General features: G+C 62.6%; 24 protein-coding genes. 6 read left to right on the top strand and 18 right to left on the bottom strand.

Annotated elements, in window-relative coordinates; all coding sequences use genetic code 11:
- Positions 1 to 185: 185 nt before the first annotated feature.
- From dapA to P9220_RS09035, 8 genes are all read right to left on the bottom strand, one after another.
- The gene (gene dapA, locus P9220_RS09070; protein ID WP_309764554.1) at positions 186 to 1,124 is read right to left on the bottom strand and encodes a 4-hydroxy-tetrahydrodipicolinate synthase; all 939 of its coding nucleotides are present in this window, start codon (positions 1,122 to 1,124) and stop codon (positions 186 to 188) included.
- A gap of 63 nt (positions 1,125 to 1,187) precedes the next feature.
- Entirely contained in the window at positions 1,188 to 1,775 is a 588-nt protein-coding gene (locus P9220_RS09065) for a class I SAM-dependent methyltransferase (RefSeq protein WP_309764553.1), read from the bottom strand.
- Positions 1,775 to 2,977, bottom strand: coding sequence for a tryptophan--tRNA ligase (locus tag P9220_RS09060; RefSeq protein WP_309764552.1), 1,203 nt, complete (start codon positions 2,975 to 2,977; stop codon positions 1,775 to 1,777). Before P9220_RS09060 ends, P9220_RS09065 begins: the two co-directional genes overlap by 1 nt.
- 4 nt (positions 2,978 to 2,981) lie before the next feature.
- Positions 2,982 to 3,647 carry a site-2 protease family protein gene (locus tag P9220_RS09055; protein WP_309764551.1) on the bottom strand — a complete coding sequence of 222 codons (666 nt, stop codon included), beginning with the start codon at positions 3,645 to 3,647 and terminating at the stop codon, positions 2,982 to 2,984.
- An 85-nt stretch (positions 3,648 to 3,732) separates the two neighbouring features.
- Complete coding sequence (locus tag P9220_RS09050) at positions 3,733 to 4,362, bottom strand: L-threonylcarbamoyladenylate synthase (RefSeq protein ID WP_309764550.1); 630 nt, start codon at positions 4,360 to 4,362, stop codon at positions 3,733 to 3,735.
- A gap of 132 nt (positions 4,363 to 4,494) precedes the next feature.
- Positions 4,495 to 5,340 (bottom strand): 3',5'-nucleoside bisphosphate phosphatase, encoded by an 846-nt coding sequence (locus P9220_RS09045; RefSeq protein WP_309764549.1) that lies wholly within the window; start codon positions 5,338 to 5,340, stop codon positions 4,495 to 4,497.
- 55 nt (positions 5,341 to 5,395) lie between these two features.
- A complete protein-coding gene (locus P9220_RS09040) occupies positions 5,396 to 6,280 on the bottom strand; it encodes an alpha/beta hydrolase (RefSeq protein WP_309764548.1) in 885 nt (294 codons plus the stop codon).
- A gap of 57 nt (positions 6,281 to 6,337) precedes the next feature.
- Complete coding sequence (locus P9220_RS09035; protein WP_309764547.1) at positions 6,338 to 7,168, bottom strand: ferritin-like domain-containing protein; 831 nt, start codon at positions 7,166 to 7,168, stop codon at positions 6,338 to 6,340.
- Positions 7,169 to 7,357: 189 nt separating this feature from the next.
- Between P9220_RS09035 and P9220_RS09030 the strand changes: the two genes are divergently transcribed.
- From P9220_RS09030 to P9220_RS09020, 3 genes are all read left to right on the top strand, one after another.
- Positions 7,358 to 7,882 carry a gamma carbonic anhydrase family protein gene (locus tag P9220_RS09030; protein ID WP_309764546.1) on the top strand — a complete coding sequence of 175 codons (525 nt, stop codon included), beginning with the start codon at positions 7,358 to 7,360 and terminating at the stop codon, positions 7,880 to 7,882.
- A 60-nt stretch (positions 7,883 to 7,942) separates the two neighbouring features.
- The gene (gene hslO, locus P9220_RS09025; RefSeq protein ID WP_309764545.1) at positions 7,943 to 8,893 is read left to right on the top strand and encodes an Hsp33 family molecular chaperone HslO; all 951 of its coding nucleotides are present in this window, start codon (positions 7,943 to 7,945) and stop codon (positions 8,891 to 8,893) included.
- Positions 8,894 to 9,043: 150 nt separating this feature from the next.
- Positions 9,044 to 9,391, top strand: a complete 348-nt coding sequence (locus P9220_RS09020) for a hypothetical protein (RefSeq protein ID WP_309764544.1) — start codon at positions 9,044 to 9,046, stop codon at positions 9,389 to 9,391.
- Positions 9,392 to 9,466: 75 nt separating this feature from the next.
- On the opposite strand, the gene ftsB is transcribed toward P9220_RS09020, so the two are convergent.
- From ftsB to P9220_RS08990, 6 genes are all read right to left on the bottom strand, one after another.
- Positions 9,467 to 9,925: a cell division protein FtsB gene (gene ftsB / locus P9220_RS09015; protein WP_309764542.1), complete on the bottom strand. Its 459-nt coding sequence runs from the start codon at positions 9,923 to 9,925 to the stop codon at positions 9,467 to 9,469.
- A gap of 106 nt (positions 9,926 to 10,031) precedes the next feature.
- The gene (gene eno, locus P9220_RS09010) at positions 10,032 to 11,315 is read right to left on the bottom strand and encodes a phosphopyruvate hydratase (protein ID WP_309764541.1); all 1,284 of its coding nucleotides are present in this window, start codon (positions 11,313 to 11,315) and stop codon (positions 10,032 to 10,034) included.
- Between the two features lie 183 nt (positions 11,316 to 11,498).
- A complete protein-coding gene (gene kdsA / locus P9220_RS09005; RefSeq protein WP_309764540.1) occupies positions 11,499 to 12,353 on the bottom strand; it encodes a 3-deoxy-8-phosphooctulonate synthase in 855 nt (284 codons plus the stop codon).
- Positions 12,350 to 14,047 (bottom strand): CTP synthase, encoded by a 1,698-nt coding sequence (locus P9220_RS09000; RefSeq protein WP_309764539.1) that lies wholly within the window; start codon positions 14,045 to 14,047, stop codon positions 12,350 to 12,352. The genes kdsA and P9220_RS09000 overlap by 4 nt, the downstream gene beginning before the upstream one ends.
- A 134-nt stretch (positions 14,048 to 14,181) precedes the next feature.
- Positions 14,182 to 14,997 (bottom strand): alpha/beta hydrolase, encoded by an 816-nt coding sequence (locus P9220_RS08995; RefSeq protein ID WP_309764538.1) that lies wholly within the window; start codon positions 14,995 to 14,997, stop codon positions 14,182 to 14,184.
- An 11-nt stretch (positions 14,998 to 15,008) separates the two neighbouring features.
- Positions 15,009 to 17,156 carry a ComEC/Rec2 family competence protein gene (locus P9220_RS08990; protein ID WP_309765433.1) on the bottom strand — a complete coding sequence of 716 codons (2,148 nt, stop codon included), beginning with the start codon at positions 17,154 to 17,156 and terminating at the stop codon, positions 15,009 to 15,011.
- Positions 17,157 to 17,227: 71 nt separating this feature from the next.
- Between P9220_RS08990 and P9220_RS08985 the strand changes: the two genes are divergently transcribed.
- Positions 17,228 to 18,685, top strand: coding sequence for a recombinase family protein (locus P9220_RS08985; protein ID WP_309764537.1), 1,458 nt, complete (start codon positions 17,228 to 17,230; stop codon positions 18,683 to 18,685).
- A complete protein-coding gene (locus P9220_RS08980) occupies positions 18,675 to 19,103 on the top strand; it encodes a hypothetical protein (RefSeq protein WP_309764536.1) in 429 nt (142 codons plus the stop codon). Before P9220_RS08985 ends, P9220_RS08980 begins: the two co-directional genes overlap by 11 nt.
- Before the next feature lie 381 nt (positions 19,104 to 19,484).
- On the opposite strand, the gene P9220_RS08975 is transcribed toward P9220_RS08980, so the two are convergent.
- The 4 genes from P9220_RS08975 to P9220_RS08960 form a co-directional block, all read right to left on the bottom strand.
- Entirely contained in the window at positions 19,485 to 20,018 is a 534-nt protein-coding gene (locus tag P9220_RS08975) for a hypothetical protein (protein ID WP_309764535.1), read from the bottom strand.
- A 154-nt stretch (positions 20,019 to 20,172) separates the two neighbouring features.
- Positions 20,173 to 21,255, bottom strand: coding sequence for an ADP-ribosylglycohydrolase family protein (locus P9220_RS08970; RefSeq protein ID WP_309764534.1), 1,083 nt, complete (start codon positions 21,253 to 21,255; stop codon positions 20,173 to 20,175).
- Positions 21,256 to 22,231: 976 nt separating this feature from the next.
- Positions 22,232 to 22,492 (bottom strand): hypothetical protein, encoded by a 261-nt coding sequence (locus P9220_RS08965; RefSeq protein ID WP_309764533.1) that lies wholly within the window; start codon positions 22,490 to 22,492, stop codon positions 22,232 to 22,234.
- Positions 22,450 to 23,589, bottom strand: coding sequence for a hypothetical protein (locus P9220_RS08960; RefSeq protein WP_309764532.1), 1,140 nt, complete (start codon positions 23,587 to 23,589; stop codon positions 22,450 to 22,452). Before P9220_RS08960 ends, P9220_RS08965 begins: the two co-directional genes overlap by 43 nt.
- A gap of 180 nt (positions 23,590 to 23,769) precedes the next feature.
- Between P9220_RS08960 and istA the strand changes: the two genes are divergently transcribed.
- The gene (gene istA / locus P9220_RS08955; protein ID WP_309764531.1) at positions 23,770 to 25,347 is read left to right on the top strand and encodes an IS21 family transposase; all 1,578 of its coding nucleotides are present in this window, start codon (positions 23,770 to 23,772) and stop codon (positions 25,345 to 25,347) included.
- Positions 25,348 to 25,349 lie beyond the last annotated feature (2 nt).

Genomic DNA, 25,349 nt, shown 5'->3' with positions numbered 1-25,349 from the left:
AGGTCCTTCTTTGCTGCAGATAACGGCTGGATACGCATTGCCCGCGTCGGTTCCCGCGCGGGGTCATGCGCGGGTCATCGACGCCAATGGATGGCAATGGGTGAATGGCTCGGCTTCATCTCGATCCGGTGCGGCGCGGTCACGTTCGATTCATTGCCTGTCGCGACGCGCGCCCGAGCACTCGATCAGGCGAGAAGCCCGGCGTCGCGCAGCGCGCCGCGCACAACGTCGTGGTAGCGCGCATCGAGCGGCGTGAGCGGCAGGCGAATGCCGCCTTCCATGCGGCCGAGCGCCTGCAGCGCCCACTTCGCCGGAATGGGGTTCGATTCGCAGAACAGCTGCTTGTGCAGTTCGAGCAGGCTCAGGTGGATGCGGCGGGCGGTGACCGCGTCGCCTTCGAGCGCCGCGCGGCACAGATCGCTCATCTGCTTCGGTGCGACGTTCGCCGTTACCGAGATGTTGCCGTGGCCACCGAGCAGCATTAGCGCGATGGCCGTGGGATCGTCGCCGCTCAGGATCGCGAAATTCGCCGGCGCATGCTTGATGAGATACGCGGCGCGATCGATATTTCCGGTCGCTTCCTTCACGCCGATGATGCCCGGCACTTGCGCGAGACGCAGGATGGTCTCGTTGCTCATGTCGGCCACGGTGCGGCCCGGCACGTTATAGAGAATCACGGGCAGGTCGACAGCTTCAGCGATGGCGCTGAAATGGCGGAACATGCCTTCCTGCGTCGGCTTGTTGTAATACGGGACCACTTGCAGCGTGGCGTCGGCGCCGACCTTTTTGGCCTGCCTGGAGAGTTCGATGGCTTCGGCCGTCGAATTGGCGCCCGCGCCCGCGATGATCGGAATGCGCTTCGCGGTGTGCTCGACCGCGGTCTGCACCATCAGCACGTGCTCTTCGACCGACAGCGTCGCCGATTCGCCGCTCGTTCCCACGACGACGAGCCCGTTCGACCCCTGCTCGACGTGCCAGTCGATCAGCTTTCGAAACGCCGGCAGATCCAGGCTGCCGTCCTCGTGCATCGGCGTGACGATGGCAGGAATGCTGCCACGGATCTGGATGCCGCCGTTGCTGCCGCTAGTTCCGCTGCTAGTTCCGCTGCTAGTTCCGTTTGTCATGAAACTCTATGAATTTAATCGTGAATTTAATCGCAAAAAGCGATATTACGCGATTGTAGCGGATTAGCCCGCCAAATCGTAACGCGGCGGACCCGGGGGTGTGTTACCAATCGTGAGCCGGTCCATAGCTGCCTCGACTTCATGGACCGCGCAAATTCGCTGCACGTAGGCAGCACGCGGCGTCTGGACGAAACCGTCTTCATAAGCGATCACGCGAAGCCGGCCCCGCACCGCTTCAAGCAGTTCGCCGGGCTCGAGCAGAAACGCGGGATTGGACGGCTTGCCAATCGTCCCGTTGCCGACGGCGAAGGTCTCGTAGATCAGGATGCCGCCCGGTGCGACGCTGTCGATCAAGTGCGCGAACAGCGGCCGATGCAGATAGTGCGTTACGACGACCGCAGCGAACCGGCGATCGGCGGAAACCGGCCAGGGCGCGCCTTCGATATCCGCCGCGAGCGTCTCGATGCCCTCGCAGGCGGACATCGACTCGAGCGCATCGGCATCGCGATCCACGGCGAGGACCGCATGACCGCGCGCCGCAAACCAGCGCGCATGACGCCCGCCGCCCGCTGCGACATCGAGCACCGGCGCACCGGGCGTGACGAGATGCGCCCAGCGCGTGACCCATGCGCTCGGAATGCCGGCTTCCATCAGTTGTACGAGAGGCCCATCGCCTCGCGCACGTCGCGCATCGTTTCGGTCGCGAACTTGCGCGCCTTGTCGCAGCCATCGGCGACGATCGCGCGAAGCAGCGACGGATCGTCCATGTATTTCTGAGCGCGTTCGAGCATCGGCTGCTGTTCGCGCAGGATGCCTTCGATCACCGGCTGCTTGCAGTCGAGGCAACCGATGCCGGCGCTGCGGCAGCCCTTCTGCACCCACTCGTGCGTGGCTTCGTCCGAGTAGACCTGATGCAGTTGCCACACCGGACACTTGTCGGGATCGCCCGGATCGTTGCGGCGCACGCGCGCCGGATCGGTCGGCATCGTGCGGACCTTTTTCGTGATGGTCTCCGCATCCTCGCGCAAGCCGATGGTATTGCCGTACGACTTCGACATCTTCTGGCCATCGAGACCCGGCATGCGCGACGCTTCCGTCAACAGCACCTGCGGCTCGACGAGAATGATCTTACGCGCGCCTTCCAGATAGCCGAACAGACGCTCGCGATCGCTCATCGACAGGCTTTGCGATTCCTGCAGCATCGCGCGGGCTTGTTCCAGCGCTTCGGCATCGCCTTCCTGCTGATACGCGACGCGCAACTCGTGATACAGCTTCGAGCGCTTGCCGCCGAGCTTCTTCGCGGCATCGAGCGCCTTTTCCTCGAAATCCGGCTCCTTGCCGTAGAGGTTATTGAAGCGGCGTGCGATTTCACGCGTCATTTCGACGTGCGGCACCTGATCTTCACCGACCGGCACGAGCGACGCGCGATACAGCAGAATGTCCGCCGCCATCAGCACCGGGTAGCCGAGGAAGCCGTAGGTCGAGAGATCCTTTTCCTTCAGCTTCTCGATCTGCTCCTTGTAGGTCGGCACGCGTTCCAGCCAGCCGAGCGGCGTGCCCATGCCGAGCAGGAGCGACAGTTCCGCATGCTCGGGCACACGGCTCTGGATGAAGAGCGTCGCCTGCGCCGGGTCGATGCCCGATGCCAGCCAGTCGATCAGCACTTCCCAGACGTTTTTCTCGATGACCTCGGGCGTCTCGTAGTGCGTCGTGAGCGCGTGCCAGTCGACGACCGCGAAGAAGCATGGGTATTCGGACTGCAGCCGCACCCAGTTTTTCAGCACGCCGTGATAGTGGCCGAGGTGCAGCGACCCGGTGGGCCGCATGCCGGAAAAGATACGGTCAGGGAACATGATCTTATGGGAATAGTGAAGCGAAGGGATTCAGAATGGCCGATACCGCCGCGTAACCGACGTTCACGAGCGGACTCAGCCAGAAGCGCGTCAGCACGCCCGTCACGACGAGCGCCATCACGATGAAGAAACCGTAGGGCTCGAGCTTCGAGAATGCAATCGATGCGCGCACCGGCAAGAGCGCCATCAGCACGCGCCCGCCGTCCAGCGGCGGCAGCGGAAAAAGGTTGAGCACGCCGAGCACGAGGTTCACGGCGACGCCCGCCGCGGCCATGCGCGTGAGAAACGCTTCGTCGACGTTGAACGCGGCGAGCAGCACCGCCAGCACGCCCCAGACGAGCGCCTGCACGAAGTTGCTGCCCGGACCCGCCGCCGCGACCCACAGGCTGCCCCAGCGCGGATTGCGCAGGTTCCCGAACGCGACCGGCACCGGCTTCGCATAACCGAACATGAAACTGCCGTTCGTGACGAAGTACAGGACGATGGGAATGACGATGGTCCCGATGGGGTCGATATGGCGCATCGGGTTCATGGAAACGCGGCCGAGCACGTAAGCCGTGTTGTCGCCGAGCAGACGCGCGGCATAACCATGCGCGGCCTCGTGCAGCGTGATCGCGAAGATCACCGGGAGCGCGTAGACCGCGATGGTTTGTATCAGAGAAGGATCCATGGGGCCGTATTGTATCAAGCGGAGGGCCGTCTTCAGGCGAGCGCGACGCTGCCAGGCACGACGAATCGCGCCATGACCGAACGGCCTAGGCGGCGAGTCCGAACGGCTCCAGACTGCCCCGTCCGGCGCGCACGAGCACCGGCTCGCCGCCGGACAGATCGATCACCGTCGATGGCTCGGCGGGGCACGCGCCCGAATCGATCACGAGTTCGATCTGCTTTTCGAGCCGCTCGCGGATTTCCTCGGCGTCGTTGAGCGGCTCGCTGTCGGGCGGCAGGATCAGCGTCGACGCGAGCAGCGGCTCGCCGAGCGCTTCGAGCAGCGCGAGCGTGATGGCGTGGTCCGGCACGCGCAAGCCGATCGTCTTGCGCGACGGATGCGACAGCCTGCGCGGCACTTCCTTCGTCGCCTGGAGGACGAACACGTAAGGCCCCGGCGTTACCGACTTGATCAGCCGATATTGCCGGTTGTCGACCATCGCGAAATTCGACAGCTCGGACAGATCACGCACGAGCAGCGACAGCAATTGCTTGTCGTCGATGCCGCGAATGCGCCGAAGCCGCTCGACGGCGTCCTTGTCGTCGAGATGGCAGGCGAGCGCATAGCTCGAATCGGTCGGCAGCGCGACGATGCCGCCGTCGCGAACGATCTGCACCGCCTGATTGATGAGCCGCGGCTGCGGATTGTCCGGATGAATACGAAAGAATTGGGACATGGCGACGCCTTGTTGTTCCGATCGTGTTCGCGGTTCGACGCGCTCGCGCGAGACATCTGCGGCGCGGACGCGGGCTAGTCAGCGATGATGCGACGCAAGACGCATGCGCGCCAGTGATTCACAGCCGGCGCGCTAGAGCCAGCGATGCCAGACAGGGATGAGGTCCTGCGGCAGCGGCGGAAGCTGCCCGAGATCGATGCGCCCTTCTCCCGGCGCGTGAAAGTCCGAGCCGCGCGACGCTTCGAAGCCGTATCGGCGCGCGACATCCGCGTACTCGCGATACTGGTCCGGCGTATGGCTTCCGGTCACGACTTCAATGGCATTGCCGCCGAGCCCGATGAACTCGTCGAACAGCGCGGCGAATTCGACCGGCGTGTAGTCGTAGCGCCCCGGATGCGCGATGATCGGCTCGCCGCCCGCGTTGCGGATCCACTTCACCGCGTCGGCGAGCTTCGCCCAGCGATGCCCGACGAAGCCGGGCTTGCCGTCGCCGAGATAGCGCGCGAAGACGTCCGACGTGCTTTGCGCGTAGCCCTCGTCCACCAGAAAGCGCGCGAAGTGCGTGCGCGAGATCATGTCGGGGTCGTCGGTATAGCGCAGCGCGCCTACGTAGGCGTTCGGAATGCCGACCGCGGCCAGCGCGTCGCCGATCGCCACGCCGCGCGCCGCGCGTCCGTTGCGCGTCGAGGCGAGGCCGTTCGCCAGTTCCTCGTTTTCCGGGTCGACGTTCATGCCGACGACATGCACCGTGCGCCCCGCCCACGTCACCGAAATTTCGACGCCCGCGAGATAGCGCATGCCGAGCGCCTCGGCCGCCGCGCGTGCTTCGCGCTGGCCGCCCAGCTGGTCGTGGTCGGTCAGCGACCAGATCGCGACGCCGCCCGCATGCGCCCGCGCGGCCACTTCGGCGGGCGCGAGCCGCCCGTCGGAAACGGTGGAATGGCAGTGCAGATCGGCGTTGATGGTGGTCGGATTCATAAACGTGATTTTACGTTAAGGGCGCATAACGGCGCTTGGCGCCGCCGACGCCGACCTACGCGCAGAACGATGCGATCAATTCCGCGACGCGCTCGGGCTGATCGTGATGGATCATGTGCCCCGCGCCGCTCACGGCTTCCTCGCGCCAGTCGGCGAACGCGGCGAAGCGCGTCTTGAATTCGGCGATGGGCATGTCGCCGGCGAACCGCGCGAGCGTCGGCGACGCCTCGGCTTCCACGTGCAGCACCTTCGCCCGCACGCGCGACCAGACGGCCATCACTTCGTCGAGCCGGTACAGCGCAGGGCTTCGCAGCTTGTGTGCCGGATCGGCGAGCAGGTGGTAGGCGCCATCGGCTTCGCGGCGCGACCAATGTTGCGCCAGGAAGTGCGCCCGCGAACGGGGAAGACGCGGATTCGTCCGAATCAGCCGGTCGGCGACTTCATCGAGCGTCGCGTAACTGCGCAACGCCGGCGGTACGCGCAACTCGTCGAGCCATCGCGCGATGGCGCCCGGCGCCTGCGACGGACGCGCCGCAGCCAGCCCGAAGCCCTCGAGATCGACGACCCGCCGCACGCGCTCCGGCCGCACGCCGGCATAGTGCAGCGATACGTTCGCGCCCATGCTGTGCCCGACGAGATTGACTTCGCCGGCAGGCGCGTAGTGATCGAGCAGCGCGTCGAGATCGGCGAAATAGTCTGGAAAGTAGTAATGCCCGCCGCCCCGTTGCGCAACCGGCCAGTCGGACAGGCCGAAGCCGCGTGCATCGGGGGCGAGCACCTGCCAGTCGCCGGCGAGCGCGTCGACGACGAACTGGAACGACGCGGACACGTCCATCCAGCCGTGCAGCATGAAGAGCATGGGCGCGTCGGGCGAACCCCAGCGGCGCACGTGCAGCCGCACGCCGCGCGCATCGACGAACTCGGAGCGCGATTCTTTCATGGCCCGCCTCGATCAAAAAAAAGGATGATCGTTCGAGTATAGCGGCGACTGTGCGGCTTAGGCGGAGCCGTCGAGTCCGGCGAGCGCGCGAAGTTCGGCCTCGTCGAAGCCGGCGTCGCGACGGGCTTCGAAGTTGAAGGGACCGCGCAGCTTGGGCGCGTGATACTGCGCGGCGAGCCGCTCGTAAGCCGTGTGCGGGTCGAGCGATGCCGCGTCGCACAGCGTCCGGAACCAGCGATTGCCGATCAGCACGTGGCCGATCTCGTCGCGCAGGATCACGTCGAGGATCGCGGCGGACGCGTGATCGCCCGCCTGCGCGAGCCGCTTGCGAATCGGCGGGGAAGCGTCAAGCCCGCGCGCTTCGAGCGTGCGCGGCACGAGCGCCATGCGCGCGAGCACGTCGGCGCGGGTCCGCTGCGCCATTTCCCAGAGGCCGTCGTGCGCGGGGAAATCGCCGTAGGCATGACCGAACTCCGCCAGTCGCGCGCTCAGGAGCGAAAAGTGATGCGCTTCTTCCGCCGCGACCTTCAACCAATCGAGATAGAAATCGGCCGGCATCGACGGAAACCGCCAGACGGCGTCGAGCGCCAGGTTGATCGCGTTGAACTCGATGTGCGCGAGCGCGTGGAGCAATACCGCGCGCCCGGCTTCCGACTGCATGCCCCGCCGCTTGAGCGACGACGGTTCTACCAGTGCGGGCCGCGCCGGGCGGCCCGGCAAGTCGCCGGGATCGGGCAATTCGAGCGCGGAATCGACCGGCGACGCGCCCGTGCAGGCCGCTTCGTAAAGCGCGCGGGTCCGCTCCGCCTTCGTGGCGGGATCGATCTCGCGCAGTATCGACAATGCGCTGCGGCGGGCGCATTCAGGAGTGGTCGGAACGTTCGGCATCGCGCGTCTGAATGAAAGCGGTAAGGCACGCTCGGCGGCGAAACGCCGCAAACGGCTAAAATGTTAATCCCGGCGCAGGCACAAGGCGCAAAGCAGACACATAGCGGTCCGGCCGGCGCAAGCCGCGCATTTTAGCGCCGCGCGGCGACCTTCCCCATCGAAGACCAGACGAAGACCTGAGGAGACACCGTGGCAATCTACAAACTCGGCGACGACGCCCCCACCATCCATGAAAGCGTGTTCCTCGCCGATACCGCGACGATCATCGGCCAGGTCACGCTCGAAGAGAACGCGAGCGTCTGGCCCGGCGCGTCGCTGCGCGGCGACAACGAGCCGATCGTCGTCGGACGCGGCAGCAACGTGCAGGAAGGCGCGGTGCTGCACGCGGACCCCGGCTTTCCGCTGACCATCGCGAACGACGTCACCGTCGGCCATCAGGCGATGCTGCACGGCTGCACCGTCGGCGAAGGCTCGCTGATCGGAATTCAGGCGGTGGTCTTGAATGGTGCGGTAATCGGCCGCAATTGTCTGGTTGGCGCGGGCGCCATCGTCACCGAGGGCAAGGTGTTCCCCGACAACACGCTGATTCTCGGCGCGCCCGCCAAGGCGGTGCGCGAGATCGGCGAAGCGGACATCGCCCGCATGCGCGCCGCGACGGCAAGTTATGCCGACCGGCGTGAATACTACAAGGCGCAGCTCGTGCGCATCGGCTGAGCGGCGGCGCTGCGCGAGACGCGGCGCCGCACGTTCGGCCTCAACACCCAAGGAAGCGTTGTGAACGACCAGTTGCAGAAATTCATGTTCAATGCGGCGCCCGTGCGCGGCGAAATCGTCTCGCTGCGTAACACGTGGCAGGAAGTGCTCGCGCGCCGGGCGTATCCGCCGGCCGTGCGCAACGTGCTGGGCGAAATGATGGCCGCGTGCGCCCTGCTCTCCGCGAATCTCAAGTTCGACGGCACGCTCGTCATGCAGATTTATGGCGACGGCCCCGTGAAAATGCTGGTCGTGCAGTGCAATTCGAACCTGTCGCTGCGCGCGACGGCCAAGCTCGCCGAAGGCGCGGAAAGCGAACTTCAGAGCGACATGCCGCTCGCCGACCTGCTCAACCGTCACGGTCACGGCCGCTGCGTCATCACGCTCGATCCGTCCGACAAGAAGCCCGGCCAGCAGCCGTATCAGGGCATCGTGCCGCTCTCGGGCGAACATGGGCCGCTCGCGTCGATGGCCGAGGTGCTGGAACACTACATGCATCACTCGGAGCAGTTGGATACGCGCATGTGGCTCGCCGCCGATACCGACCGCGCGGTCGGCGTGCTGCTGCAGAAGCTGCCGGGCGATGGCGGCATCGTTCCGCATCCTGGCGAGCACGACGCCGATACGTGGCAGCGCGTCTGCCATCTCGGCAGCACGCTCTCGACCGAAGAACTGCTGAAGGAAGAGCCGGAGACGGTATTTCGCCGCCTGTTCTGGCAGGAGAACGTGCAGCACTTCGAGCCCGCTGCGGCGCGCTTTCAGTGCACGTGCTCGCGCGAGAAGGTCGGCGGCATGTTGAAGATGCTCGGCCGCGAAGAAGTGGACAGCGTGATCGACGAACGCGGGGCCGTCGAAGTACATTGCGAGTTTTGCAATCAGCGCTACGAGTTCGATCCGGTCGACGTTGCGCAACTTTTTGTCGCAAAAGACCTCTCACAAGGCGTGAGCCCCGCAGCCGACCAGCGGCACTGAGCGCCGCCGAAGCCTTGTCCGGCGTGCCGTCGAACGCGCCGGGCGAACGCGGGATCGCCTGAACGGGCGAAACCGCGCGCGTGGTCCAGGCGAACCGCCGCGCGCTATGATTGGCGTTTGTTTAGTTGTCCGACCGGCTGGAGGTCGAATATGAGAAACGTCCCGTTGCTATTGGAACTGTCGTCCGGCGTGGCCGCCGTACTCCTTGTCGCGGGCTGCGCGATGGACCCGCCGGGCCCGTCGCCGATCTATAGCCGTCTGCCGAGCACATCGGCGCCGGTGCAACAGGCGCTGACGCCCGAGCAGCAGATGGAGCGCTATAACGCGATCGACAAGCAGGCGCTGGCCGAATCGCAGCAATCGGCGACAGCCGGCAACAATGCGAAGATGATGTCCGGCTACACGGCGACGCCCATCAGCGTGTACGGCGGATATTCGAGCGGCGGCTGGGGCGGCCCATATTGGGGAACGGGCGTCGGCTTCGGGACCTGGTGGTAATCCACCCAATTTCTGCCGTACAAAAGCAAATGGCGCAGTCGATCACTGCGCCATTTGTGTGTCCGCTGCCCGATATTACTGCGTCGCGCCTGGCTTTTTCTTCGCCTCTTTTTCCTTGCGCGCCTTGCGGTCCAGCTCGCGCAATTCCTGCTTCGAACGCGATACCGGATTCGGCACCACCCGCAGCGGCGCCGCCGATACCTGCCCGCGCATCGAGCCGTTCACCGACGGCGCATTCGCCGAGTTGACCGGCGCCGTCGAATTGGGCGATACGAACTGCACGAACACCTCGCTGTCCTTCACCATGCCCATTTCATAGCGAGCCCGTTCTTCGACAGCGGCGGTGCCGCTTTGCAGGTCCTGCACTTCGCCCTGCACGCGCTCGTTGCGCAGTTTCAGGTTCATGTTCTTGTCGGTCTGCTGCGCGAGTTGCTGCTGCAATTCATGCACGCGCAACCAGCCGCCGTGCCCCCACCAGAGCGGGTACTGGATCAGCACCAGCAACAAGACCAGAACGACAGTTACAAGCCGCATTCGAGTAGCCGAAATAAGCGCCGCCGGACGGCTTCAGTGACACCGAAGCCGGCGCGGCGGACAGAGAATAAAGCTAACGTCCTTATCGACTAAAGCGGCGAAAGCTTTAGCGCAAGTTGTAGAACGCCGACTTGCCGGGATAGCTTGCGATATCGCCGAGGTCTTCCTCGATACGCAGCAACTGGTTGTACTTCGAGATGCGGTCGCTGCGCGACAGCGAGCCGGTCTTGATCTGACCGGCGTTCAGGCCGACGGCGATATCCGCGATCGTCGAATCTTCCGTTTCGCCCGAGCGGTGCGAGATGACCGCCGTGTAGCCGGCGCGCTTCGCCATTTCGATGGCCGCGAACGTCTCCGTCAGCGTGCCGATCTGATTGATCTTGATGAGGATCGAATTCGCGATGCCCTTCTCGATGCCTTCCTTCAGGATGCGCGTGTTCGTGACGAAGAGATCGTCGCCGACGAGCTGCACTTTCTTGCCGAGGCGGTCGGTCAGCGTCTTCCAGCCGTTCCAGTCGCTTTCGTGCATGCCGTCTTCGATGGAAACGATCGGGAACTTGTCGGCGAGCGTCGCGAGATAGTCGGTGAATTCGCCCGACGAAAGCTGCAGGCCTTCGCCGGCGAGCTGGTATTTGCCGTCGTGGTAGAACTCGCTCGCCGCGCAGTCCAGCGCAAGCAGCACGTCTTCACCCGCGCGATAGCCCGCCTTCTCGATGGCCTGGAGAATGGTGGAGAGGCATTCGTCGTTGCTGCCGAAGTTCGGTGCGAAACCGCCTTCGTCGCCGACTGCCGTGCTCATGCCGCGATCCGACAGGATCTTCTTGAGCGCGTGGAACACTTCGGCGCCGCAACGCAGCGCTTCGCGGAAGGTCGGCTGGCTCACCGGCACGATCATGAATTCCTGGATGTCCAGGCTGTTGTTCGCGTGCGCGCCGCCGTTGACGATGTTCATCATCGGCACCGGCAGTTGCATCGCGCCCGAGCCGCCGAAATAGCGATAGAGCGGCAGGCCGGCTTCTTCCGCTGCGGCCTTCGCCACAGCCATCGACACGGCGAGCAACGCGTTAGCGCCGAGGCGCGACTTGTTTTCGGTGCCGTCGAGCTCGAGCAGGGTCTTGTCGAGGAAAGCCTGTTCCGAGGCGTCGAGGCCCATGATGGCTTCGGAAATCTCGGTGTTGATGTGTTCGACCGCCTTCAGCACGCCTTTGCCGCCGTAGCGGCCGGCTTCGTCGTCGCGCAGTTCGATGGCTTCACGCGATCCCGTGGACGCCCCCGACGGCACCGCGGCGCGGCCCATCGTGCCCGATTCGAGCAAAACATCGCACTCGACGGTGGGGTTGCCTCGCGAATCGAGAATCTCGCGGCCGATGATATCTACGATAGCACTCATGGTTTCCTCAAATTGACGATGAATTCTGTCGGTCACAATGAAGCGATGACTCGATGCTGCACTGGCTTCGCTCAGACCGTCTGACGGCTCTCGTGGTTCGCGCCTGCCTTCGCGCGACCATTTCTGTCCTCGTGAAGCGGACGCCGACCGCGAGGCGTCCGCCCGGCTATGCCGACCCGCGCGTTAGTTGAAGTCGTTCTCGAGAAACGGACCGCTCTTGACCGCGCGATCGAGCGCGACGAGCGTCTCGAGCAGTGCTTCCATGCGATGCAGCGGCACGGCGTTCGGACCGTCCGACTTCGCGCACGCGGGATCGGGATGCGTCTCCATGAAAAGCCCCGCGACGCCCGTAGCGACTGCCGCGCGCGCCAGCACCGGCACGAACTCGCGCTGGCCGCCGGAACTGGTGCCCTGCCCGCCCGGCAACTGCACGGAATGCGTGGCGTCGAACACGACGGGCGCGTCGGTCTCGCGCATGATCGCGAGCGAACGCATATCGGACACGAGGTTGTTATAGCCGAACGACACGCCGCGCTCGCACGCCATGAAGCGGTCTTCAGAGAGACCGGCTTCACGCGCCGCATCGCGCGCCTTGTCGATCACGTTCTTCATGTCGTGCGGCGCGAGAAACTGGCCTTTCTTGATGTTGACGGGCTTCCCCGAACGCGCGCACGCGTGGATGAAGTCCGTCTGACGGCACAGGAACGCGGGCGTCTGCAGCACATCCACGACCGATGCCACCGCTTCGATTTCCTCTTCGGCATGCACGTCCGTGAGCACGGGCACGCCGAGCTGCTTCTTCACTTCGCCGAGAATGCGCAAGCCTTCGTCCATTCCCGGACCGCGATACGACTTGCCCGAACTGCGGTTCGCCTTGTCGAACGACGACTTATAGATGAACGGAATGCCGAGCTTGGACGTGATTTCCTTCAGCCGCCCGGCGACGTCGATCGTCATTTGTTCAGATTCGACGACGCACGTGCCCGCGATCAGAAAGAAGGGCTGGTCCAGACCCGCTTCGAAATGACATAGCTTCATGCCTGCGCTCCTGCCGTCGCGGCGATCTGCGCGCCGCCCTTCGCGCCGCCCGCAGCCAGCGCGTGCGAACGCGCCGCTTCGACGAACGCCTTGAAGAGCGGATGCCCGTCGCGAGGCGTCGAGGTGAATTCGGGGTGAAACTGCACGCCGACGAACCACGGATGCAGCGATTGCGGCAGCTCCATCATCTCCGGCAGGTCTTCGCTCGGCGTACGCGCGCTGATGATAAGCCCGCCCGCTTCGAGTTGCGGCACGAAACGGTTATTCACTTCATAACGATGACGATGACGCTCGTTCACATCCGTGCCGTAGATGCGCTCGGCCATCGTGCCGGGCTTGATCGGACACTTTTGCGACCCGAGGCGCATGGTGCCGCCGAGGTCCGATTCTTCGGTGCGCTTTTCGATGCGGCCCGCACGGTCATACCACTCGGTGATGAGTGCGACGACCGGGTTCGTGGTGTGCGAGTCGAACTCGGTGCTGTTCGCATCGGCGAGACCGGCGACGTCGCGCGCGAATTCGATGACCGCGAGCTGCATGCCGAGGCAGATGCCGAGATACGGCGTCTTCGATTCGCGCGCATAGCGGATGGCCTTGATCTTGCCTTCCGTGCCGCGACGCCCGAACCCGCCCGGCACCAGCACGGCGTCGAGGTGTTCCAGCGCGCCCGTGCCTTCGGCTTCGATCTGCTCGGAATCGATATATTCGATGTTGACCTTCGTCGACGTATGGATGGCCGCGTGGCGCAGCGCCTCGATCAGCGACTTGTACGACTCGGTCAGTTCCACATACTTGCCGACCATGCCGATGGTCACTTCGTTCTTCGGATTCTCCAGCTTCTCCACGAGATCCGACCACATCTTCAGGTCGGCCGGCGGCGGCGAGAGCTTCAGTTCGTCGCAGACGATCTCGTCGAGGCCCTGATCGTTGAGCATCTGCGGAATCTTGTAGATGCTGTCCGCGTCCCACACCGAGATGACCGCGTCTTCCTGCACGTTCGAGAAGAGAGAAATCTTCTGGCGCTCATCGTCCGGAATCGGGCGATCCGCGCGGCACAGCAACACGTTCGGATAGATACCGATTTCGCGGAGCTTCTGCACGCTGTGCTGAGTCGGCTTGGTCTTGAGTTCGCCCGCGGTGGCGATGAACGGCACGAGCGTCAGGTGCACGAAGCACGCGCTGTGGCGGCCCATGCGCAGGCTCATCTGACGCGCGGCTTCGAGGAACGGCAGCGATTCGATGTCGCCCACCGTGCCGCCGATTTCAACGATCGCGACATCCGGCTGACCGCACGTGGCGGCGGCCGCGCCGCGCTCGACGAACGCCTGGATTTCGTTGGTGATGTGCGGGATGACCTGCACCGTCTTGCCGAGATACTCGCCGCGGCGCTCCTTGCGGATCACCGATTCGTAGATCTGGCCCGTGGTGAAGTTGTTGGCCTTGCGCATCTTCGTGCTGATGAAGCGCTCGTAGTGGCCGAGGTCGAGGTCGGTCTCCGCGCCGTCTTCCGTCACGAACACTTCGCCGTGCTGAAACGGGGACATCGTGCCGGGGTCGACGTTGATGTAGGGATCGAGCTTGAGGAGAGTGACTTTCAGACCGCGCGATTCGAGGATCGCGGCGAGGGAGGCGGCGGCAATACCCTTGCCGAGGGAAGAAACTACGCCGCCGGTGACGAATACATATTTGGTCATCGCTAGATGCTCGCGGGAAAAACGGATTATACCGTAAAGGCCGCCCGCGACCCAACGCGCGCGCCGGTGAAATCCGCCTTGCGCGCCCTGCTTTTGACGCCATTTATGGCGATCGTTTCGGCTTAGATGCGCGTCTATCGGTCCATTGCGACAAGCAGCCGCCGCACGGCGCGAGCGGTGTCGATGGGCCGTTCCATCGGGAAGAGATGGCTGCCTTCCATCCACTCGAAATGCTCGCCGGCGATGCGCCGCGTCATCGCGAGTCCGACCTGCCGCACTTCGGTCGACTGCGTGCCCGCGACGAATCCGACCGGCACCGGCGCGCCATGCGCGAGCCGCGCACCGAGCGTGTGCGGCAACGTGCGATAGATCAGGTATTCGGTCTGCCGGTCGAACGCGAGCGCGCGCGTGCCGTCGGGATGCGTCGACGGAATGCCGAACTCGATGTAATCCGACAACATCCGTTCGTCCCAGCGCGCGAACGCGGGCTTCGCCCGAAAGTGACGCCACGCCTCGTCACGGCTCGCCCAGCGCGTGCGGCGGTTGCGCGTCGCGGCGGCGGGCGACAGGCGTTCGTCGAGCCCGGTCCATTGCATCACGCGCAGCAGACCGCTGCGCCACCCCGCGATGACCGGCGAATCCAGCATGACGACGCCCTTCACCCACTGCGGGCGCTTGTGCGCCGCCATCAGCGACAGATAGCCGCCGAGCGAATGGCCGACCAGCCACACTTTCGGATGCTCGCCGCCTGCTTCACGCCGATGACGGCTCATGTCGTCGATGAGTTCATCGACGAGATAAGGCCAGTCGCGCGTGACGGGGAAGCGCGGATCGTGGCCGTATCGTTCGATGCTGCGAATCTCGTAGTCGTCGGCGAGTTCGGCGAATACCGTGCGATACGTCGATGCCGGGAAGCCGTTCGCGTGCGAGAAATGGATGATGTCCTTCAAGCGCTTCCTTGTCAGTGGTCCATCCAGTAACGCGCGTGCGTTTGCCGGAAGCGTTCGAGCACGATGTCCGAGCCCACGTCGATGCGGGCCGCGCCGTCTTCGTCGCTGCGCGAGAGCACGATGCCCCGCATCCGGTAGCGCGCATGGACGGTCGGGTTCGGATGGTGAAAACGGTTGCGATAGCCTACCTGAAATACCGCGGCGAGCGGCTCGACGGAATCGAGGAAAGGTTCGGTCGACGACGTGCGGCTGCCGTGGTGCGGCACGATGAGAACATCGGCGCGCAACGCAGATGGATTGCGGGCGAGAAGCGTGCGTTCGACATCGGCTTCGATGTCGGCGGTGAGAAGCGCGGTTCGCCCGGACGCGTTCGTGATTTTCAGCACGCAGCCCTGATGATTCGGCTTGCCCGTCAGCGGGCCAGGGTCCGGCCACAGCATGCGGAAGTCGACGCCGTCCCACGTCCAGTGTTGTCCCGCCGCGCATCGCAGCGTGTCGCTGCCGCGCTTGCGGGCGTCCGACCAGAGCGCGTCGTCGGCGGGAAGCGATGCGAGCAGCTGGCGCACGGCGATCGCTTGCAGCACCGCCGGCGCACCGCCCGAGTGATCGGAATCGGAATGGCTGATGACGAGCGCATCGAGCGTGCGCGTTCCGGTCGCGATCAGATACGGCGCGGTGATGCGTTCGCCCGCGTGGGTCGATTCGGGACCGGGGCCGGCGTCGAAAAGCAGCGCGTGCTTCGCCGTCTCGACGACGAGCGCCGAGCCCTGGCCGATGTCGAGCGCCGTGATGCGGAACGCGCCGGGCGGTGTGACGTGTGGTGCAGGCGCGAGCAGCGGCAGCCAGGTCAGCGGCGCGGCGAAGCGCAACGGCCACCCGCGCGGGGCGAGCGCCCATGCAGTCCCGGCCAGCGCGGCGGCGAGCGCGAACGGTCGAGGCTGCGGCAGGCGCCAGAGGGACCATGCGGGGCCGGCATCGGCGAGGTGCTTCAACGCGTCGCAAAGGACGGAAAGCGCGGCATGCGCGATGTGGAACGCGGGCGCATCGACGGGCGCGGGAAGGATCAGACCGGCGAGCGTCGCCGGCGTGACGATGAAACTGACCCACGGAATCGCGAACGCGTTGGCGAGCGGCCCGACGAGCGGCACCTGCGAGAACCAGTACGCGGTCAGCGGCGCGAGTGCGAGCGTGACGGCGTATTGGACGCGCGCGCTCGATGCGATGTGTGCGCGCAGCTTCGAAGCGGTGCGGCGCAATGCGGAAATGAGCCGGCGCTTCGGGCCGATAGGAGTCGGCGTGAGCAGTGAGTGTCGTGTGGCGCGCGTATGTAGCGCGTAGGACGTGTTCGACGCTTTCGCCGCGTCCGCCGTGTTAGACATGCTCGACTTATTCGAAGCATTCGAAGCATTCGCCTTGTTCGCCGTGTTCGCCGTGTTCGCCGTGTTCGCCGCGTTCGCCGCGTTCACCGCGTTCGCCGTGTTAGACATGCTCGACGCATCCGACGTATTCGACGTATTCGACGTATTCGACGTATTCGACGTATTCGCCGTGTTAGACGTATTCGACGCATCCGACACATCCGACGCATCCGACGCATCCGACGCATCCGACGCATCCGACGCATCCGACGCATCCGACACATTCGACGCTCGGCGCGCATTCGACGCCCTCGCCTCATCCGACGCAACTCCCGCCCCTTCATCCGGCAACACCGGATCACGCGCCTCCACTCCGGCTAACCAATCGTCATCATCATCGCCTCGCGCCTTCGACGCCCGCCGGCCTTGCGCCGCGATCGCATGCAAAATGGCCGCCACCGCGCAGAAGGACAGCCAGAATCCCGGCGATGTCACCGCCCACGGATCGGCAAGCAGCACGAGCGCAAGCGCCCACGCGAGCACGAGCGACGACGCCGGCCGCCGCCCGCACACGAACGCGATCGCGAACACTGTCAGCATCCACAGCGTCCGCTGCGCCGGCACGTTGAATCCGGCAAGCGCGGCATACACCGCCGCAAACGACGCCGCCCCGAGCGCCGCGACTTTCGGCGTGGCCATGAGCAGCGGCCCGTCCACGCCGCGCACCCTGACTCGCCTCCAGACGAACCCGCAAGCCAGCGCCGCCAGCCCCGCGACGAAGCCGATATGCAGCCCGGAAATCGCAAATTAACGGTTATGAACACATAATCCCGCTACAATCTCGGTGGTCCAATCGTCTTATGTGACCACCAATGCCGCGTGCCTACTCGTACGTCAGATTTTCTACGCCGGAACAAAGTAAAGGCGACTCACTGAGACGGCAACAGGAACTCAGTGAAGCCTATGCTGCTAAACATGGACTGACGCTGGACACCACACTTACCTTCCATGACCTTGGAGTGTCGGCTTACAAGGGTAGCAACGTCGAACGCGGACGCCTTGGTGACTTCCTTCACGCGTGTGACACCGGTTTAGTTCTACCCGGCAGTTATCTCTTGGTGGAATCGTTGGACCGGCTTTCTCGCGCCGAAGTGATGGATGCGTTCGACCTATTCCGGTCGATCCTAAAGAAGCAGATCACCATCGTTACTTTGACGGACAACCGGGTGTATTCCAGCCGTACCACGGAGATGACGGACCTGATAATCAGTCTCACAGTCATGTCACGCGCGCACGAAGAATCCCTGACCAAGTCGAAGCGCCAGCGTGCAGCTTGGAACAACAAACGCGCGAACATCGGCACAAAGAAGCTTACGGCACGTAGCCCGCTCTGGTTGAAGCTAAACGCGGATCGCACTGAGTTCAACTTCATCCCAGAGCGCATCGAAATCGTGAAAGAAATCATCAGCCTTGCGAAGAACGGCTTCGGTCAACTTGCCATCGCAAAGATGCTCAATGAACGTGGCACGCCAGCGTTCTCGGGCGAGAAGAACGCGTGGCACAGCAGCTATATTCAAAAAATCCTGACATCGAAGCAGTTATACGGCGAATTTCAACCCGGCGAGACTATAAACGGAAGGAAGATCATCAGCGGCCCACCCATCGAGGACTACTACCCTGCGGTCATCACCAAGGATGAGTTTTACTCGCTACAAGCCTTCCGTGCCCAAAATGCGGTCGGCGGTGGTCGAGCACGCAAAGGAACGACCGTTCCGAACCTGTTATCCGGTCTGCTGAGATGCGGCTATTGCGGGCGTTCGAACATGGTCATCGCCGGTGCCGCTGCGAAGCGCGTCAAGACGCCAGAAGGCGAAACCATCCGTCCCCCAAAGAAGGTCTTGGTCTGCGACGCGGCAAGGCGTGGAATGGGCTGCTACGCGGTTCAGTGGGGATATAACGACTTCGAAGCTGCGTTCCTAACCTTCTGTCGAGGATTGTCGCTTGATGCCTTGCTTGCCGATCTTCGCAACGATACTGGACCGCAACCAGTGAAGCTCGAAGACCAGCTACACGCCGAAGAAAAAAAAAATCGACGACATCCAGAAGAACATAGACAAACTGTTCGACTTGTTTCTCAGTGCCACGGAATTGACGAAAGGGGAAGTTCAGAAGCAACTGAGCAGGCTTACCACCGACAAGATAAACGCCGAAGCGGCGAAGGAACGGTTGCTGACCGAGATTCAGCAGCGGAAGGATTCAGGTACGGATTCGCGCGAAGTCGCCCGCGTCACGAAGTCGCTGATCGAACAAATGTCATCCGTGACGGATGAAGAAAGGTTTCGTATTCGTGCCGCACTTGCGGCACAACTACGCCGATTCATCGACGTAGTCGAACTGCACGGTGCCGGTCGCCTCGTCACGAAGGAATTTATTGAGAAGCAGAAGGCAGGTCTAATTGAAGCTGGTATGTCGAAAGCCGAAGCATCGAAGTATTGCGATGAACACTACCAGACGGAACCAAAGCGTCAGGGAAAGGGAGATCGGGGACGGTTTGCATCACGCGCTAACAACGGTAGGTTCTTCGTTATCAAGACCAAGAATGGCGGCTTCCGCGTGGTGTACCCGAAGTTCGATGATCCGACCGTTGCAGTCGTTGAAGGCGGTTTCAACGACGATGGACCGGGGCTGACCGGTCAAGACAATCTGTTACTAGCACTTCTCAACGAGATTGAAAACGAGGAAAAGTAGCCGGTCATAAGTCCAATGTGCTGACCGGCATTCGTTGGTACCAATCGATCTCTGTCTACCAAGACCGTACCGCATGCTGCCCATGAGGCTATGCCGTTGCTAAGCATTTTCACGGCTTATGCAATACCGGTTACATGAGTTCATCGTCAGGTCATCGGATTCGTTTATTCACCACGCACTCGCTTCCTTTTTCACTTGTCAACTACTGAGTGAACAAATCCTATAGACGTGACTATGACTTCACCATGCGGCTAGAACTTCGTTTACGCAGCGGCGGCATCCCTTAGCTGCGTAAATGACATTTCGCGTCTGTGCTGCCGACGCTGCCTTCATATAAGAGATAAAACCGACCACGACGCACGATTCGGGTTATTCAAGTCGTCAGGATGTGGAAGGAGTAAGGTATGTGTTCGAAATATCGATCTTATCAACCCCAAATCTCAGATCGTTTCCTTCATTCCGAACCATATACATCATGTATTCCGCGATGCCAGCTTTCGCTGGCCGCGAGAAGACCTGAATCTTGTCCTCGCGGGTTTCAGCGGTATCAAATTTCCGAACGTTGTTCGTCCACGCAGACCGTAGACGCCTCTCGAAATCAGCATCATCACCGATACCATCAATCAGGCAATGGGCGTGAAGTTCAATGCCAGCGGCACGATCACCGCCCATTACCACAACCCTGCGAAGTTTTGTTGCGCCTGATTTCTCGTTTTGCCTTCGCAAACTTCCCTTCAAAAATGTTTGTTCCAACTCACGCATGGTCTGCGCGATTGGCTTTCTCCACATTTCTTTTTGCGTCCACAGGGGATACCCAAGGGTCACAATTCGCCACCCATCTACTGGCTGGCTATCGACCCATGCGATCCAGTCATCGACGTTGGCAGGAAGAACCGCTGAATTGCTACTGGTCATTCGAATCGCCTTTAAGTGTTTCTTATACTTAGCGACCTTTAGAAACGTCATTATATCACAGCGTCACTTTGCGGTCACGATTTTCTCGTCATGTCAAGCCTTTTCGTCGCGACCACACAACAACAACGGGATGCAAGGGCGAGATGCTTCCGAGTTACTGCTGGCAATCACGCGGTTCGCGGACTCCCGACCCGCTCAACAAAGCCGACACCTCATCGACCGCATCGCCAGCCCATTCGTCTTCTTCAATCCATTCCGGTGTAAGTCTGTTCATCCACGTGGTTAGTAGCGATTCGACAATGTCGTAGCCGCGCAAGCTTTGCAGCCATCGCTCAGGAATGCCTTGGAGACCGAACTTGATGCCTGCGAGTCCGCATGCCACAGCGGCAGTGGTGTCAGTGTCATTACCGAACTGGATCGCGGTCCTCGCGACATCTTGGAAAGTTGGCTGTTCCAGTGCCGTTCGTGCCGATAGCAGGGTATCCAGCACATAGCCTGAACCGCGCGGCATCTCGGTCTTCATGAATCGTCGAATCAGATCGAGTTCCGCGAGAAACGTTGAGTCCGGTTTCCTTTCCACGGACCATGTCTGGTAGACCGCTTCGAGATGTTCGCTCGCCCACGACCACGGCTCATCGATTGCCCAGAGATAGGCTCGGGCGACGAGCGAATACAATGCACAGGCAACTAGCGAACGTGGATGTGCATGGGTTGGCAACGAACTTATATGCGCCGCGCCGACGAAAGCCCGGTCTGGTCCCGCGTGCCATAGCGCCAATGGCAGGACACGCATGAGACTGCCGTTCCCATTGTCATGTTCGTTGGCACCGCCAGCATCGCGCGGTGACACACCGTCTCGAAGACGATCCAAAGCACGCGATGTCTGAACGCCGATGTCGAACACTGCACCATCGACGGCCATATACCCGTCGTTCAGCCATTTTTGCAGCTTGTCCGAAAAGTCCGTCAGCGAGAATCGGCCACGTTCCAGAAGGCTGGCAAGTAGACAAAGCGCCTGTGCGCCGTCATCGGACCAAGTGCCCACCGGCACGCCCGCGTGGGTGCGCCGAAAACCCGGTGGCGGGGTCATCTCAATCAACTCGCGCGGCGGAAGCAGATTCGGCGTCTTGAATTCGAACGGGACCCCAAGCGCGTCGCCGACCAGCAAGCCGATCAACCCGGCGATCCGCGCGTCGGAACATCCGCGCAGCCCGAGAAACCCTTCGTTATTGTTCATCTGATCTCCCCGCCAGCACGCGCTAACGGGATGCACCCGCTGCCAGCCAGCTATTAATGTCCCCGAGCACTTCATCCTCGATCCCGAGAAATCCGTGTGGGGAATGTGCGCCGCAATCAGAGTGCCGGTCGCCGCCACCGCTCGTCGATTCCACCGCAATGAAGTCGAAATGGTTTCTCTCAGCGAGATGCGATGCCCCATAAAACAGCGCCGATGGACATGCGTCATGGCGATTCGAGACAACAAGCACGCGTGCCTTGGTCCCATCCACGTCAAGGCCCGAAACACCTGCCTTGCCGCCCTGCGCAATCGATACTGGCGATGTCAGCACAAAGGCATCCGCGAGGTCAGGCGCACGTGCCAGCGCGTTCCCAACTGAAACCGTTCCACGGCTAGTGCCGACCAACGCGATCTTGGCCGATGGAAACCGCTGCCGCAGCACGTTGATTACCGCATCGATGTCTCGCAGCGCATCCTTTCCAAGACGAAATCCGTCGTCGATCCCGTTTGGGGTAGTCGGACGGCGTGTCGATCATCACGGCGGCGTCACCCTGCTGGACCCAATACGAAGCCGTTCGGACGAGGAAATTTCCTCGCAGCGTCGTCGGCCCATTCGTGGTCAGGTGTAATGCACCGTCGTCACCGGCGAACAGTAATACGACCCACGAAGGGGTCGCCGTGGCTGTCTCAACGTAAATGCCCTGCGTGACATCTGTCCGGGTCGGTACGCCTGCCAGTTGGTTTGATGGTGCGACGACAGTGCTTGCCGGTCGTTCCGGTTCTCCTGCCCAAGAGTTCACCGCGAAAAGACATGCCAATGCGACAGCGACACACTTCATGATGTTTAGTCCATCACGTTAAGTCCGGCAAACCGCCGAAATACCTGACCCCGAGCAATAATATCCTCGAAGTGGTCAACATCGGCGTGCGTGAAAAAGGGACGGCGGACGACACACCCGCCGTCAATCAAGTCACGTCAGTCGATGTACTTCCAGATGTTGTAGTACGCCGTTTGGCCGACATTCCAGTTAAGTTCGGCCAAGCGCGCGCCACCCGATTGAAGCGCCGGGAACACGCACCCTGAACACTGCTGGACGCCGAACTGGTCAGCACCCGGCGTCACCGTGGACGAATACTGGCCCGAAGTGGCGAACGTCGCGGGTCCCGGCCACCATCCATCGACCTCGCCCGTCGTCACGCCCGTACCCGGTACGGCCTGAATCTGCGTTCTGGACACCAGCGGCGCGATGTTCTGGTTATTGACGAGATTGGACCACGAAGGCCCACCGACGACTGCGCACCGGCCAATCCGCCAGTCGGACTCAAGACGCTGTTCTGGACGCTCGTCGCCAGTGTCTGCCATGCGACGCCCGTGCCCGATGCCGCACTGATTGGCGGCGTCGTATTCACGACACTCATCGGTTGGCCGATCTGCGCACCGGTCGAATCGTAGAACGTGACTGTGTAGGTCGCGAACTGCGGCACCGTGGACAGATCGACCGGCGATGACGCATAAAAGCCGCGTCGCCCGTTCGGCGGGGTGTACGTTGCCGTTGCACCCGGCGTAGCCTGCCACGACCAACGATAGAGGTTCGTATTCGACGTTGAGGTCATGCCACCGGTCGGCACGCTCGCTTGCGCCGTGGACGTGAGTGCCAATGTGCTGTTACCCGCAGCAGCACGCGGCACCAGATACAGCGTTCCGATGATGCCCGGACCAGTCACCGATGCCGATGCGAGATTCGACGGATTCACGCCGCCAACGGGGATGCTGATGTTCAGACCAGACTCGTATCTGCTGGCGGGCGCATCCGTGGAATCAAGGAACTGCCAACGGCTCAGATACGACCAGATGCTTGCGTTGTACTGCTGCTGGTTGCCGATGATGTCCCACGCGCCACCCGACGTTTTCTGGACCACCGTGACTTCCGTACCTGCCACGCCACCGGTCGTCGTGTAAGGGATCGAGACAAGCGCTTCCTGAACGCCACCGGTTCCGGTGAAGAATTCAAGGGTTTGTGGCGTGCCGATGGTCACGCCCGACGCGACGAGCTTCGGATGCGCGGTCGCGAACGTGGCGAAGCCATTCTCCTTGTAGTCGGCATCGATGGCTTGAGTACACGCCGACGATGATCCTCCAAGGCACTGCGTCAATGCCGTCATCACTTGAGACAGGTACGACGCCAACGCGGGCGGCGCAACCAACGGCGACGACACTGATGTCGATTGGTTCAGCGGGATACCACTGGACGGCGACGCCGACGAGATGATCTGGCTACCACCGGTCGGCGCGGGAACGACCTGAACCGCGTCAATCACGGCATCTGCACCCATCTGGTTCGCCGTGAAGGCAGTCCCCACCGGGTCGAACGACGCCCCGATGGGCGGGCAAATTCCCCCACCTGTGGGCACCTCAAAATCCCCCACCTAGAGACACGCGGAGCATGATGCTGACGCGGTCTGGCAGGACGTTACCTTGCACCTCTCGAAGAATGAACAAGAGGGGTGGCTGGAGTGAACGTCTTGAAGCCGCATCTGCAAACAACCATCGCCACACTCGTCGCTGCGGGCAAATGTCAGCGGGAAATCTCCCGGGTTACCGGGGTTGATCGGAAGACGATTCGCAAGTACCAGGAGCAATTCGCAGCGGCGCAAGCAAATTCCCCCACGGTGCCCACCGGCTGCGCGCTGCAAATTCCTCCACCATGCCCACCGACAAAGGGCAGCCAGATATCAGCTTGCGAGCCTCACCGGGAGTTCATAGAGGCTCAATTGCGGCTTCGGCGCAATGCCATGGCCATCTACCAGGATCTGGTGGACCGATTTGGTTTTGTCGCTGGATACGACAGCGTCAAGCGGTTCGTGCGGACAATGCGTCAGCACGAGCCGGCCCAGTTCGACCGGCTGGACTTCATGCCTGGCGAAGAGGCGCAGGTTGACTATGGCGAAGGCGCCCTGACCAGGGTGCCGGGCACCAACCGATACCGCAAGCCCCGGCTGTTCGTGATGACGCTGCGTTACTCGCGGCGCAGCTTCCGCCGCGTCGTGTGGAAGTCCAGCAAACAGGTCTGGGCTGAACTGCACGAGCAGGCCTGGCGCCACTTTGGTGGCGTCACGCAGTACGTCGTTCTCGACAATCTGAAGGAAGGCGTAGTCAAACCGGACCTGTACGAGCCGGAGCTCAATCCGGTGTATGCCGCCATGCTCGCTCACTACGGCGTGGTGGCGGACCCAGCCCGCGTACGGGATCCGAATCGCAAGGGCACCGTCGAGAACGCAATCCAGCACACTCAGGGCACGGCCCTGAAGGGGCGACGATTCGAATCGATCGAGGAGCAAAACGCCTTCCTTGATCAATGGGAATCGAACTGGGCGGCCAGAAGGATCCACGGCAGCACCCGTCGCCAGGTTCAGGCGATGTTCGAGGAAGAGCGCCCCCATCTAGGTGCTTTGCCCACGCGCAGTTTCGAATACTTCACCGACAAGGTCTACACGGTCTGCGACGACACGTGCGTACGGGTGGATCACAGCAGCTACGCCGCCCGACCGGCTCTCATCGGCAGCCAGGTGCTCGTACGCAAGTTTGCCCGTCGCCTGGAAGTCCGCAACCTCCAGACACAGGCATTGCTGCGCACGCACGTTCTGGCCGACAAGCCGGGATCAGTGGTGTTGCCGCACGATGAGCGACCGTTCAATCCCTCCCGGGAAACGCGCCGCATCTTGTTGCAGGCCAAGGCGATCGGGCCGTCGGCCGAGCGTTTGTGTCAGCAGCTGTTCGATACGGAAGGGAGAATCGGTCAGCGCAAGCTCTGGGGCATCGTCGGTCTCGCCCGGCGCTACCCCCGCCGCCTGATCGATTCGGCGTGCGAGATCGCTGTGAGAGAAGGTGTGACCAGCTACAAGCAGGTCAAAGCGCTAACCGAGCGTCTTCTGGAGCAGGCGCTGGCTGAACTGGACACGCCCATCCAGGGCGAACTGCCCTTGACTCAAGAACATCACCTCATCCGGGACGGCGACGACTATGCCGACCTGTTCACCCTCGGCGCCAGTCATAGCGCCGCCATGTCATCACCCAACGGAGATCTCTCTTGAGC

The organism is Caballeronia sp. LZ016, assembly GCF_031450805.1.
In the GTDB taxonomy this organism is placed as follows: Bacteria; Pseudomonadota; Gammaproteobacteria; order Burkholderiales; family Burkholderiaceae; genus Caballeronia.
The sequence above is the reverse complement of the archived record's forward strand: the minus strand, read 5'-3'. Positions and strand labels throughout refer to the sequence as shown.